9 protein-coding genes and 4 tRNA genes are annotated in these 13228 nt (G+C 40.9%); 2 read left to right on the top strand and 11 right to left on the bottom strand.

Annotation, left to right across the window (positions count from 1 at the left end):
- Positions 1–5: 5 nt before the first annotated feature.
- The 4 genes from ACMUMQ_RS10740 to ACMUMQ_RS10725 all read right to left on the bottom strand — a co-directional run bounded on the left by ACMUMQ_RS10740 (position 6) and on the right by ACMUMQ_RS10725 (position 1809).
- The gene (locus ACMUMQ_RS10740; RefSeq protein WP_414681985.1) at positions 6–878 is read right to left on the bottom strand and encodes a DMT family transporter; all 873 of its coding nucleotides are present in this window, start codon (positions 876–878) and stop codon (positions 6–8) included.
- Positions 879–1089: 211 nt separating this feature from the next.
- On the bottom strand, positions 1090–1290 hold the full coding sequence (locus tag ACMUMQ_RS10735) for a hypothetical protein (protein ID WP_414681984.1): 201 nt from the start codon (positions 1288–1290) through the stop codon (positions 1090–1092).
- 229 nt (positions 1291–1519) lie between these two features.
- Positions 1520–1595, bottom strand: a tRNA-Val gene (locus ACMUMQ_RS10730).
- A 137-nt stretch (positions 1596–1732) separates the two neighbouring features.
- A tRNA-Asp gene (locus ACMUMQ_RS10725) sits at positions 1733–1809 on the bottom strand.
- An 828-nt stretch (positions 1810–2637) separates the two neighbouring features.
- Between ACMUMQ_RS10725 and ACMUMQ_RS10720 the strand changes: the two genes are divergently transcribed.
- Entirely contained in the window at positions 2638–3612 is a 975-nt protein-coding gene (locus ACMUMQ_RS10720; RefSeq protein WP_414681983.1) for an IS5 family transposase, read from the top strand.
- A gap of 195 nt (positions 3613–3807) precedes the next feature.
- On the opposite strand, the gene ACMUMQ_RS10715 is transcribed toward ACMUMQ_RS10720, so the two are convergent.
- Together ACMUMQ_RS10715 and ACMUMQ_RS10710 are read right to left on the bottom strand one after the other, a co-directional pair.
- A complete protein-coding gene (locus ACMUMQ_RS10715; RefSeq protein WP_414681982.1) occupies positions 3808–4302 on the bottom strand; it encodes a hypothetical protein in 495 nt (164 codons plus the stop codon).
- The gene (locus ACMUMQ_RS10710) at positions 4299–8210 is read right to left on the bottom strand and encodes a hemagglutinin repeat-containing protein (protein ID WP_414681981.1); all 3912 of its coding nucleotides are present in this window, start codon (positions 8208–8210) and stop codon (positions 4299–4301) included. The genes ACMUMQ_RS10715 and ACMUMQ_RS10710 overlap by 4 nt, the downstream gene beginning before the upstream one ends.
- Positions 8211–8440: 230 nt before the next feature.
- On the opposite strand from ACMUMQ_RS10710, the gene ACMUMQ_RS10705 reads away from it, so the two are divergent.
- Complete coding sequence (locus tag ACMUMQ_RS10705) at positions 8441–9304, top strand: integrase core domain-containing protein (RefSeq protein WP_414681980.1); 864 nt, start codon at positions 8441–8443, stop codon at positions 9302–9304.
- Positions 9305–9614: 310 nt separating this feature from the next.
- Here ACMUMQ_RS10705 and ACMUMQ_RS10700 read toward each other — a convergent pair whose 3' ends face one another.
- The 5 genes from ACMUMQ_RS10700 to ACMUMQ_RS10680 form a co-directional block, all read right to left on the bottom strand.
- Positions 9615–9902: a hypothetical protein gene (locus tag ACMUMQ_RS10700; protein WP_414681979.1), complete on the bottom strand. Its 288-nt coding sequence runs from the start codon at positions 9900–9902 to the stop codon at positions 9615–9617.
- Between the two features lie 43 nt (positions 9903–9945).
- Positions 9946–10893, bottom strand: coding sequence for an IS30 family transposase (locus ACMUMQ_RS10695; RefSeq protein ID WP_414681978.1), 948 nt, complete (start codon positions 10891–10893; stop codon positions 9946–9948).
- A gap of 218 nt (positions 10894–11111) precedes the next feature.
- Positions 11112–12212, bottom strand: a complete 1101-nt coding sequence (locus tag ACMUMQ_RS10690) for a histone deacetylase-like amidohydrolase (protein ID WP_414681977.1) — start codon at positions 12210–12212, stop codon at positions 11112–11114.
- A gap of 694 nt (positions 12213–12906) precedes the next feature.
- A tRNA-Val gene (locus ACMUMQ_RS10685) sits at positions 12907–12982 on the bottom strand.
- Between the two features lie 137 nt (positions 12983–13119).
- Positions 13120–13196, bottom strand: a tRNA-Asp gene (locus tag ACMUMQ_RS10680).
- Positions 13197–13228 lie beyond the last annotated feature (32 nt).

Below are 13228 nucleotides of genomic sequence, written 5' to 3'. Positions count from 1 at the left end.
GAGGGTTACTGACTTAAACGCAAGATCAAAATGCCCGCAAGTGCCGCAAGCAGCCCCAAGATTTCTTGACGGCTAAACACTTCTTTTAGAAACACTCGCGAATACAACAAAATAATCAAAATATTCATTGCAGCAATTGCTGACACCAAGCCTGTCGTTCCGATAGCAAAAGCGGACAATATCGCCATCATTCCCGCCACATTGGTTAATCCGATCAGCATTCCACATCCGAACGTTTTTGCACCAGACCAATGTGGTGCAACATCATTTCCATTACGATCGGTAATACGACGGTTCTTCAACCAGCCAACCGCAAACAGAAAACTGCCAAAGCCAAACATCAGTGTCAGTGTCGCAAACATATCCGAATCTAAACGGGTAGATTGCTTCCCAAACACATCGTTCAAAGCAAAACATAAGGCGGCAAGTAAGCCCCATTGCGCCCCTTGTAAATTACGGAAGGAAATATCGTTTGAATAACGTATGGTATAAAGCCCAATAAAAATAACGATAAAACCGATAAACTGTTGCGTGGTGAGTGTTTCGTTCCAGAACAAAAAAGCCATCAAAACGACAAACAAAGGCGGCAAGCCTGACAGCACACTAATAAGAGACGCCTTCCCGACTGAAAAGCCTTTATGCAAAGCTGCATTTGCAGCAAAAGAACCAAAGCCCATCGCCAAACCCACAGCAACATGAGCCCATGTATACCACTGCTGATCCAACAGCCACATCGCAATAGAACTAATAACAAAGCCGACAAAAAACACACCACATAACATTAAATTCCGGTTAATGTTTTTTTGCGATGTCCATTGATACATCACTCCTCTCATGCCAAAAAATAGAGCGGCTAACAGCGCATAAACAATCCACATAATTTACTCCTTAAATTACTCTAAAAGGCACAAGAAGGTTCACCAACAAGGGAAGTGGGTTAACCGACTTTAAACGAGGAACCATTGTACAGAGTTATTTACAAAATGCTGCCTGTTCAGCGCCTCTTATAAACAGCCGAAATCATGAGAGACATTACTCATGAATGGGACACTTGGACTTAAAAAGCGCTTGATGTGAAAATGTAGCAAGCTAAGCTAGCCGAAATCCTCCCTTTTCTTCCCATAAATTGGAAGAACTACTGCTCGCTATTTGATACGCCCAATCTGAAACTGCAAGAGATTTTTCAGGATTACACTCAACATAAGCTGACAATTCCGCATTAAGAGTATTACCAGCAAAGTCCTTCGCAAACTTTTCATAATAATGAGCGGTGCTATTTTTCAAGTCCATTTAATTACGTCCATTAAATTTCATGATGTAGTACAGATATTATCAGGAATAAGATCTGAAGCACTAACTTGGGGAAGATGTTACTTTGATAAAACACTAAGCTTTCAATAGCAATACTTCTGCTCTTTATTATCAATATACTGCAGTAGGAAAACTTTTTAGCTTTTATTCAAATTAGGCTTGAAGCGATATTGAATAGGTAGGATTAAAACTGGAGGTTAATCGGAAATGGTGGGTGTGGAGAGGTTCGAACTCCCGACATTCGCCTTGTAAGGGCGACGCTCTCCCAACTGAGCTACACACCCATATAGTTTTACATCTTTAGGTAGATGTGGAGCTCTTAACTCCAAATATCGATGTAACTTGTAGGAAAGAATTCCAACTTAGCTGCACACCCATTCTAAGCTGTCTTACTACCATTTACTTAAAGCTTAATAAGTAATGGCGGAATGGACGGGACTCGAACCCGCGACCCCCTGCGTGACAGGCAGGTATTCTAACCAACTGAACTACCACTCCAACACAATCTAAATCTTTTACTTATCTTTCAATAAGTCCACTGTTTAGCAAGTGGTGGGTGTGGAGAGGTTCGAACTCCCGACATTCGCCTTGTAAGGACTAAAAATCAAAAGAACTTTAACTTACCTCAACCAACATTGTGGAACATTCTAACCCAATTTCAATATAAATCAATAACTTATAAAATAATTTATTGGTTTATTTTGGTTAAGTTGCATATAAGCAATAAGTCTAACAACCAATTTTTTAAAAAAACATGGTCACATTTCTATTTGCTTGCCCAATTAATGCTAACACTAACTTTTTGGGCTTCGCTCTACAACGGGCGCAGATATTACCTTATTTATTTTATATGTCTAGTGCTGAATAAGCTTTTTTTTAAAAACTCATCTCTTTAAATAACTCCTACCTGACAGTTTATTGCAAAATTGAGTTAGGATTATGGTTACCTCTGTTCGCTACTACCGTCTTGGGCTGCTTCCTTATCAAAAGACAAGTTATTGTCTGCATCGAATGCAGTATCTAGGGAGCGTGCGATTAAGTCAGCTAATTAGTACGAACTCACTACTGACTCGATTTACTTTTCAATTTGCTTAATGCCTCAGTTTTTAGTGTGTTTTGTTCTCTACTTGGAGTATTGAAAGCTCCAACTATCGTCATCAAGACGGATTAACTCCATGCAGACAATATCATCTGATCCACTCGCAGTATGTTTCCCAATGCAAACAATGATAATTAGAGTCAGATTGTCTTAGCGATAATGTTAGGGAAGGTGCGAATAAGTCCTTTTGATGCGACAATCTGATTTTCATACTTAGAGCCTCAACCATGTCACATCAACTCACTTTTGCCGACAGCGAGTTCAACAACAAATGCCGTAAAACACGTAAGGAAATTTTCCTTTCTCGCATGAATGATTTGATGCCTTGGGATCAACTAGAAGCGGTTATTGAGCCGTTTTATCCTAAACCAGGCAATGGCAGAAGACCTTATCCACTATCAACAATGTTCCGCATTCATTGCATGCAACATTGGTATAACATGAGTGATCCAGCGATGGAGGATGCCTTGTATGAGATCACCTCCATACGCTTATTTGCAGGCTTATCGTTAGATACTCCAATTCCTGATCACACCACCATCATGAATTTTAGACACTTATTAGAGAAGCATAAACTCTCGCGCCAGCTTTTTAAAGAAGTGAACAGATGGCTGTCCGATGCAGGCATTTACCTCAAAGAAGGCACCATTGTGGACGCGACTATTATTGAAGCGGCCAGCTCAACGAAAAATAAGGCCAAAGAAAGAGACCCTGAAATGCACCAAACCCAAAAAGGTAAACAGTGGTTCTTTGGCTTAAAACCCCATATTGGTGTTGACGCTAGAACAGGGTTAACTCACAGCGTGAGTACAACGGTGGCCAACGTTCATGACATCACGGAAACAGCGAACCTTCTTCATGGCGAAGAGTATTTTATCTCGGCGGATTCTGGCTATCGTGGTGCTCAAAAGAGAGAAGAGTTAAAAGGCGTCAAAGCAGACTGGTTGATTGCGGAGATTCCAAGCAAAATAAGAACCTTAAAAAAACACCCTAGAAAGAATAAACAGCCCATCCGAACGGAATATGTCAAAGCCAGTATTCGAGCAAAAGTCGAACATCCCTTTAGAATCATCAAATGTCAGTTTGGTTTTAGAAAAGCGATTTATCGTGGATTGGCTAAAAATGACAGTAAGCTCACCATGCTGTTTGCTCTTGCCAATGTGTTTCGAGTTGATCAGATGGTCCGAGCCGCAAGGGGGTAATCCGTTTAAAAACCACTAAACAAGGTGTAATTATCTTGTTTAGTGGTAGAAAAGTGATAAATCAGCCACATTACTGACTGATATTGGGCTTTTCAGAATATTAAGGCGTGTAGCTCGACTTGATCGCATGTTCCCTAGGAAAGGGATTTAATTTTACTCTGCCCTCATTTATGTGACCCCATTTATCAGGCACTCCTAGTTAATTTCTTCTTTTTTGATCTTCACCAATATTTTTTCAGCATTGTCACGTGAAAATTTCTCTAGAGAGTTTACTCTATTAATATTATAAGGAAATTTATCTATCAGATGCGGAGCTACTCTTTCAAGGTTAAACTCCATCACAGAAAACGGGTAACCGTAATAGTTAAGGTTTGAAACAATCATTGATGAATAATTAATAATGTACTTTTTTTCATCTATATTTAAACGGCTTTTATTACTAAAAGCGTAAAAAATTGCTTGTTCAAAACTTTCTATTGAACTATCTCGGCTACCTAAAGTTCCAAATAAAAAACCTTTTAGTAGAAAAAAACACTCATCTTTTACATATCTAAATTTTTCAGACCTCTCCAGTAAAATAAGAGACTTCTTATAATCTCCTGAGGCGGCTTTAGATACTGACTTTGACCAATAGAAGGCTGCAACACAAGCCCTTGGTAGCCTTATTAATACTCTTAATAATTTTTTCATTTAGTTATATCAACATCGTCAGTTATATTGCTCATTACATCGCGAATAAGTTCTGTAATAGCTCCCTTTCTGCCTTTATTTTCTGGCTTCGAAATATCAATATTTTCAGATTGAAGAAGTCTATTATAAAACTCCTGATCCGAAAGACTATTATCTAACGTAAATTCTCCCGAAATATCCTCTGTTTCAGGTAACTGAGAAACTAAAACATCAAGTTTTGCCTGCCCACTAGCCTCTTCATATATAGAGTCAGAAGGATTGTTACCATCAAAATCTCCTTCAGCCTCATAAGATCCATTATTCCCTGTACTATTCGATGTCGTAGTGTTATCTACTTCTCCAACTTTAACAACACTGGTTGCTACTTTACTCACGCCTGTTAACGCTGTGGCTGTCTCAGCTGCGACTAAACTCCCTGTAACAATCGCTTGTCCTTGATTTACGCCCGCTTCATAAAAATCCCCTGCTCGCGCATCAAGGTTTGCTTCAATTAAATTATCTGTAGTCGGTGACACCTTGTCCGCAACATATTGAGCAGGATCGCTAAGAAGATCGTACGCCTCTTGTTGTATACCTTCTGATATTGCCGCGCCCGTTTCTAAAGGGTTCGTTGTAGCTAATGTGACCACAGCGTCTTTCACATTTTCTGCTGTCTGCTTGACCTCTTGTAAAATGCCCGCTTCTCGACCCAATGCCTGAAGCGCTTCATCCTCTGCACTGGCATTAATAGGGTAGGTTTGGTCATAAAACTCTCTAACGACAGCCTCGTTTTCAGTCAATAAATCAATCGGCGTAATTAAAGCCTCTCCGCCAATCGTTCTATCTTCAAAAGCAATACTGTGAGTCTCACCATAATTTTTTAGCGCCTCAACAATCTCCTCTTGGCTGTAACTTGGGTCGATGGCGGGAATATCATTAGCTATGTAATCTTCACCCTCTAAGGAATCCGCCAGATACGCTAAAGCACTGTCATCTGGAACAAAACCAGCGGCTTTGGCTTTACTCTGAAAATCCGCATCAATGTAATAACGTAAGGTATCACCTAATTCTTTTTCCGCACTGTTTTGAGTAATGCCTCGCTCTTCTGCGTATTGTTGGCTGACAGATTTAATGGCTTCGACTTCACTGGCGTATATTTGCCTATGATCTACTTCAGCATTACCTACTTTATTCGCTTCTTGCGTTCCCTCATAAACCGCATACGTGTTGGCAAAATCATTACTCGTACTGCTTAAACCGCCACCTACTGCTTGGTTAACTCGATCCGCAAATTGCGCTCCAAACGCATCTCCTAATGCTTCTTGTGTGTCCTCAGAGTTTGCTATCAAACCAAGACCACTGCTTTGTCCTTGTAGGTCTTGTGTTTCTAGTACTTCATGGCCTAATGTATCAATAATGCCTATTTCACTTTCACCGGCGACATCCAGCTTAATAGTACCGTATTCTTCATTATTACTATCAACAACCACGCCACCTTTAACATCAACAACATCTGTATTAGCTAAAGAAGCACTGGTTGTTTCGTCGCCATTGTATAAATCAATATCAGAGAGTTCTAAGCCAAATTTGTCTTGAGCTAAACGACCTAAATCTTTGTACGCTTGTGCCTTAACTTCTGGGTCTTCGCTAGTTAATCCTGCTAAGAGCTCTGCATTTTCAGGGTTGCGTATCAGATAATTTTTAAGCTGCGTTCCCATTGCATTGTTATGCAAGGTTTCACCAAGGTTAAGAATGTTCAGATCGTCACTTTCCGCCAGTGTCGCTACCGTACGACCAATATCTTCACCGTGCTCATAGGTATCTACAAAGTCATTCGCTATATCCTGACGCCCTTCTTCCGTCAGTACTCTATGATCCACGGTCACACTGGCATCCAGTCCGCCGCGTTCCATGTCTTTGGTGATTTCTTGGCTGGTCGCCACATCACGGTTAAGGTCGGCAAATTCGGCTTGATCTTCTATTGATTCTCCGCCGACGGTGACATCGCCTAAGCCGATTGTGGCATAGGTGGTTTGTTCTGTTTCATGGCCTGAGAAGTTACCACCGATTGTGGTAGAACCACTCCCTGTAGACAGGTCGATGCCCATTTGTTTGCTGGTGTCGCTGTCTTCTAGGTTAGCAACGGTTAGGGTATCTGTGATTAAGGTCAGGTTGTCGGTGGTGTTGCCGTTTTCATCCACGGCCGCAATGGTAGCACCTGTGATGCTGGTGTCTTTGGCGGTGATGTTCACCGTACCGTCTGTGATACCGCTTTGTTGGCTGACCCAAGCACTGCTGGATTCGCCTTGGCTGGCATTGATACCAACACTGCTGACGCTACCGTCACCAAAACCAACATTACCGCCTTGGCTTTCATTGCTGCTGTTTGATGTGTCTTGTAAGCTAGTCACCGCAAGGGTGTCAGTAGTGATGTCAATCTCACCACCATTTAGATTACCGCCTGCTATGGTGAGGCTGTCACTGTTGCTGACAATACTACCGCCACTCAAGCTGCTATTGACGTGTTGTGTACTTTGGCTTTCACTGGCGTTCACACTGCCACCGAAGTTGCCGCCAGTGCTCACAGTAGCACTGGCGCCTGCACTGCTGCTTTCAGTATTTTCTGTGTAAGTGTTGGTGCCAGCAATAACGCTGATGTTTTGTGCATCAAGGTTAAGCTCTCCTCCCGTATCAACACTAGAACCTTCCACTGTGAGGTTATTCTCACTGGTTAAGTTGGTGTTACCGCCCACGCTAATACTGGAACCATTCCAAGTCCCTTGGGAGATGGTTGTGCTGGTTTTATCTGTTTGAGTACTTGCTCCTGCTGTGGCCGTAAAGCCGTAGGTCGCAGTGCTGGCAGCAGCAGTTGCTCCTGCGCTTGCAACCGCAAGTGAGGCATTGGCGACATTTGCTTGAGCCGCCGCAATGTTGATTTCATAAAACTCAAGGTCACTTTTTGGTAATGTCCCTGCAGCAACTTTGGCTTTTGCTTCGTCATACGCGTCTTCTGCGTCACTAACGGCGTCTTTGGCTTCATCCAAGGCTTTGACGGCATAAGCCACATCCACATAGGCGTTTTTAACTCCAACGGTATAAGTTTCCGTTTTCGTGGTGCTGTCGTAGGTCGTGTCGTAGGTGTCTTCTCGCCCACCGACTAGGATGTTTTCCCCTTCGATACTGGCGTTGTTTTCTACCGTAATATCACTGGCGATGATGGCAACGTTTTCTTCTGCGTTAATGGTTAGGTTACCCGCGTCGAGGTTGCTGCCTTTCCATGTGGTGGCTGTGGTGGTTTGTTCTGTTTGATCGGTTTCCGTTAAGCTCAATAACGTCAACTCACCCGTGTCTTCAGAGAAAGACGCCCCTGCGGACGAAATAGTGACGTCTGTATGAGATTCACTGACGGCGATTTTTTCCTGTGCCGCATCAACGGTCACGTTGTTGGCATTAATAGTGGCATTGTTTGCCACATAAACATCCGTACCGATCAAGGTGACGTCGTTTTGGGCATCGATGTCTAGGTTGTTTGCTTGAACAGTAGTCACTTCATGGGGAATGGTGTCACGTCGCACAGCATCGGATTCACCTACCTTGATTTCACCTTCGACTCCGACACTTGCAGCAACAATCGCAAAGCTTTTAACGACGTCTTTTAAGACACCGCGGAAGCCTGAAGACGATTCGCTCCATTCGCTGTTGTGCAATTCTTGTGTCCCTAAGGTGATGTTGCCTACCACCTCACCATCAGCATTCACATAATTGCCCTGTGCATTTTGGGTCACGGCCACAGCGTCGTTACCGCCAGCGGCCAGCGCTAAGGTATCCCCCGCGCTTAACTCCGCGTCTTCAAGGGTGATGTTTTCACCGCTTTGTATGCTGATGTCGCCATTGGCCACAAAGCCACTGCCTACCGCCGTTTGTGTCACGGAACCTGACGCTTTGGCTTTTACTTTGAAGGTGCCTTTTGTCTGCGATTGGTAACTTTCAGGGGGTTAAGGATGGTTGGCACTGTTAATATCATGCACCGAAAATCAGATAACCTTAATCTAGAGTATTGAATAATATAAAACTCAAAGGATGAGAAGAGCGTATGTGGACATGGATGAAAACAACGGTATTTTTTCGATGGTTAATGCGTTAGTGTAACCTATTTTGTGTGATTTTTAAGGCTAAAAAGCAACGCAGGTTTTATATTGTACCTCGTAAACAATCTACCGTTGAAGAGTCTTCTCATTCTTTTGCTAACAGAACAAAACCACGTTGGGTGTTAAAAGAACTACTCTATTTAAAAGCGATGAATCCAAGTATGGGATGTCGTCATATTGCCCATTTATTTAATCGTCGCTTTGCCGTTAGTAAGCGTATGACAGTGAGTAAATCCTATGTGTATGAAAAGCTAAAACAGCACAAATACGAGATACAAATTCTAAGGCGGAAAATAAAACACAGACGCCCTAAAGCGGTGAAGATAAACCATTGCTGGGGTGTGGATTTGGCCACGGTAACCGATCAATCAGGCATACAGAATACCGTATTAGCCATGGTAGATTACGGCAGCCGATCTTGTGTGTGTTTGCAACACCTCAACAGCAAACACTCGATAAAATTGTTACTCGTTTTATTTAATACTATGAAACGTTACGGCAAGCCCCGTTCCATCAAAACAGATAATGAAGCGTGTTTTACGTCAATCACATTTCGACTGGGGCTTAACTTACTCGGTATAAAACACCAACGTAGTGACGTAGCCTGCCCGTGGCAAAACGGTCGAGTGGAACGTTTTATCGGCACCTTTAAAAGCAAAATACGCCAAGTCATCATCAAAAATACACACCAACTACAATGCGAATTACGAGAGTTTGTTTTTTACTACAATGTGGTGCGACCGCATGACTATCTGGATGGTCGAACCCCATACGAAGTCTGGCACCAAATCGACGTGTTCAAACGCGCCCCCAAACGTATCGAACCTTACCACGCGTGGGATGGCGTATTAACAGGTGAACAACTTTTGTATTGAAAGTACAGACAGACAAAAAAACAGATGAGATAAAACAAGGCGAAAACATCACCGTCCACAGATAATGCCGTTTGGATAAAATAAATTGATCAAAAAAACACACAAAGCAACAGAAATTAATAAATAGAAATCGTATAGAACCCTAAAAAAGCGTATAAAAAAGCCAGTTTACAAAACAAACTGACTTAAAAATGGTGATGTTATAAACAAGAAACGTCTAATGGACGTCTGGACGGGACAAAAACAAACTGACTTAAAAATGGTGATGTTATAAACAAGAAACGTCTAATGGACGTCTGGACGGGACACCTTAATTGATTAAGATCAACTTAACAAAACCATAAACACATAAAATTCCAGAGATTATATAAAATAAATAAAAGGTAACTGGATTTCGTTTCCGAATCAGTTTTAATGGTTTAAGCAAACCAACTACCATTATTTTTTCTCTATCAGTAACTATATATTTTTTGGTTGTCTCATCTATATCATCAAAAATCTCTAATCCATATTTATCAGATAAAAGATAAACTCTAATCCCTAATGGTATACCAAATAGAAATAGCAAAATTTTTAAAAAAAATTCAACGTTATCCATAATATATGCCTGAATTCAAGTTCGAAGTGCGACACTTTTCATTTCAAGCAGCCAAACACATCTGTTTAAAGATAACGGCTGGCTGCTTGAACCCTAAACACTTCCTTGGACGATTGTTTATTCGCCTCATCGCGAAGTGTATTCTCTCTTCTGTAACACGTCTTAAATCAGTACCTTTGGGCACATACTGCCTTAGAAGACCGTTACTATTTTCATTGGCTCCACGCTCCCAAGAGCTATATGGGTGAGCAAAATATACTTTCGAATCTAATGCTTCAGCTATTTCAGTGTGATAGGCAAACTCTCTACCATTATCTGCTGTGATTGTGTACACATGATCTTTGAAAGGCATCAATAACTCTATGGTCGCTTGAGCTACATCTTTGGCTGACTTTGAGTTCACTTTCTTTATTAGATAAAAACGCGTCTTTCTTTCCAATAAAGTCACGATAGAACCCGTTCCATGTCTGCCTAAAACAGTGTCTATTTCCCAGTCACCAAAACGCTTTTTTGTCCCTACAATGGCTGGGCGTTCATCAATAGAAACCTTGTTTTTAATCACTTCTGCTTTCGTTCGTTGGCCTTTCCGGTAGCGCTTTTTTCCTTGTCTCAAATGACGATAAAGTGTTCCTTTGTTTCTTTTGTCATTATGGATATATTGATAAATCCATTCATGACTAACAGGAATACCGCAGTTTTTGAGTACGTTAGAGACTTGCTCAGGACTCCAATCGATTTCAATTAAAATACGAATAAAATCAATCATTTTTGATGATATGCGATATTTGGCGGCTGTCTTTCGCCTTATCAAACAAGCCCTTTGAGCTTTGTCAGGGCAATATTCTGTTACTTTTTTATTCCGCTTTAACTCACGATAAATCGTCGCTCTATGACAATTCAGTGTTCGTGCAATATTTGCCACTGATATTTCTTGCCCTAAAAGAGCGGAAATCTGGTATCTTTTGCCTTCGGTCAACTGCTGATAATTCATGTTGGTACTGCTTAGTTTTGTGGTGAAAAGAAGTGTACCAACTTCAGCAGTTGGCTTCTTCTACACCTGATTAGCAGTGTCGCACTTATTATCTGAATTTAGGAGTGTAAAGTTTACTGGGCTCATGCTTTGTCCTCTTTCATATCAATTTAAGACATCGTACAAAATAAATGAGGCAGAACTCTACATGAGACAAAATTATTTGAATATCATTTTATTTAACTCTTAGTAAACTTAGGTACAGCATCAATCAATTCCTGCTGATGTGGTTGTAAATCTTGCTGCCCCCATAAAGAAATTTCCTCATTGAGTGGATCAATAACAGAACTAGAAAGCCGACTCAGTTCTTCAATTACAGCCAACCCACAAAAAGGAACATAACTTTCAGAGTAACCGCCCTCATGAACAAAAACGAGGCGCCCCTGACATTCAGAATCAGCAACTTGCATAAGTTTTTTTGTCATCTGCCTATAGCAGTCACTATTGATAATCATTGGCCCTAATGGATCTAATGCTGCAGCATCAAATCCACATGCCACTATTATTAAATCAGGTTTAAATTCTTCTATAGAAGGTACTACTATTTGATCTATAACTGCCAAATAAGCACCAATACCACTTCCTGCAGGTAAAGGAACGTTAATATTATATCCCTTTCCTTTCCCCTCTCCGACCTCATCAATGGCACCAGAATCTATTGGAAAGTTATTATCGTGATGAATGGAGATTGTCAGCACATCATCACGATAATAAAACGCCTCCTGCGTTCCATTACCATGGTGTACATCCCAATCAACAACTACGACTTTCATCTTTGGTCTTTCGGATTGTGCGGCCATAATGGCAATAGGAATATTTCCCAAAAGACAAAAACCATTCCCTTGATGAGATTGGGCATGATGGCCTGGTGGGCGACATAACGAATATGCATTTTGAACTTGGCCTGTCATAACACTTTCAACGGCTGCTATAGCCATGCCAGCAGACTGAAGCGCTATTTCAAATGCTCCTTTTGAAAAAGGTGCTCTTTCTCCTGCATCTCCCGAACCTAAACTGCTTTCTAGTTCTAGTTTTTCAATATATTCATCACTGTGAAATCGCAATATTTCTGTGCGTGTCGCAGGTAAAGCTGAAATTCTATAAAGCCCATCTAAAATCCCGCTGACTTCAATTAGGTTTTTAAGCCTTCGTTTTGACTCTGGATTTTCAAATGGTATTTTGGGTTGGTAGTAAAGGCCTGCACCATCAAATAAACACCGATTTCCAGCATCATGCCACATACATATTTCTTGATATAAAAAACCAGTCTTAACTTTCATTACTGCATACCTAAATATTCAAATTATAAATTAGGCTAATCTAAATAATATAATCAGGAAATAATATTTATCTTATCTTATGAATAGATAAATATTATGCTTATTAGTAGCTAAACAACTGATTTTTTAGTCTGAAAATAAGCATATTTAATACTATGAAATATGCAGCAAAGCTCTAATGAGTATCGCGCTATGGACTTCCCAGAGTTTGCTAGATACCTATCAAGGTTAAAATTAAGTAGCTCTCGTTCATATAAGCCCACATGTTTTGAACACCCCTGCATATAGCCCGTTCTCTGCACCGCTACAAGACTCAAACAACAAAAACCTAGTCACACTTGCTTCAAATACAAATCAGCTCAGACTAAAGCTAGCGACGATACAAAACAGCATACATGACAAATTAGCAGAGAAATTTTAAGAGCTTATAAGATGAAATAAGGTACTAGAAATAGCGAAACTAGAAGACTTGTGACTAATTAGTACGAATCTCAAAAATACCAAAAAAAGGCTTTTGAAATGTGGAAATAAAAAATAGGAATTGTCATTTATGGCACAGATTGGTCACACTGGGGTCACACAACATTTTCGAAAAAATATGGTCACAGACTAGTCACAAAAACCATGAGATATGGATACAAGAAAAAGGATTATAAATCAAACAGTTAAAATAGATTTACTGAGGATAAAAAGATGGTGGGTGTGGAGAGGTTCGAACTCCCGACATTCGCCTTGTAAGGGCGACGCTCTCCCAACTGAGCTACACACCCATATAGTTTTACATCTTTAGGTAGATGTGGAGCTCTTAACTCCAAATATCGATGTAACTTGTAGGAAAGAATTCCAACTTAGCTGCACACCCATTCTAAGCTGTCTTACTACCATTTACTTAAAGCTTAATAAGTAATGGCGGAATGGACGGGACTCGAACCCGCGACCCCCTGCGTGACAGGCAGGTATTCTAACCAACTGAACTACCACTCCAACACAATCTAAATCTTTTACTTATCTTTCAA

Origin of the sequence: Marinomonas algae, from assembly GCF_047525555.1 — a bacterium.
In the GTDB taxonomy this organism is placed as follows: Bacteria; Pseudomonadota; Gammaproteobacteria; order Pseudomonadales; family Marinomonadaceae; genus Marinomonas.
This window is presented reverse-complemented; position numbering and strand designations above follow the sequence as displayed.

Bases quoted from the DNA above. Each gene is read 5' to 3' on its own strand.
- ACMUMQ_RS10690 (WP_414681977.1), bottom strand. From the start codon at position 12,212: ATGAAAGTTAAGACTGGTTTTTTATATCAAGAAATATGTATGTGGCAT.
- ACMUMQ_RS10695 (WP_414681978.1), bottom strand. From the start codon at position 10,893: ATGAATTATCAGCAGTTGACCGAAGGCAAAAGATACCAGATTTCCGCT.
- ACMUMQ_RS10720 (WP_414681983.1), top strand. From the start codon at position 2,638: ATGTCACATCAACTCACTTTTGCCGACAGCGAGTTCAACAACAAATGC.
- ACMUMQ_RS10740 (WP_414681985.1), bottom strand. From the start codon at position 878: ATGTGGATTGTTTATGCGCTGTTAGCCGCTCTATTTTTTGGCATGAGA.
- ACMUMQ_RS10735 (WP_414681984.1), bottom strand. From the start codon at position 1,290: ATGGACTTGAAAAATAGCACCGCTCATTATTATGAAAAGTTTGCGAAG.
- ACMUMQ_RS10715 (WP_414681982.1), bottom strand. From the start codon at position 4,302: ATGAAAAAATTATTAAGAGTATTAATAAGGCTACCAAGGGCTTGTGTT.
- ACMUMQ_RS10700 (WP_414681979.1), bottom strand. From the start codon at position 9,902: ATGGATAACGTTGAATTTTTTTTAAAAATTTTGCTATTTCTATTTGGT.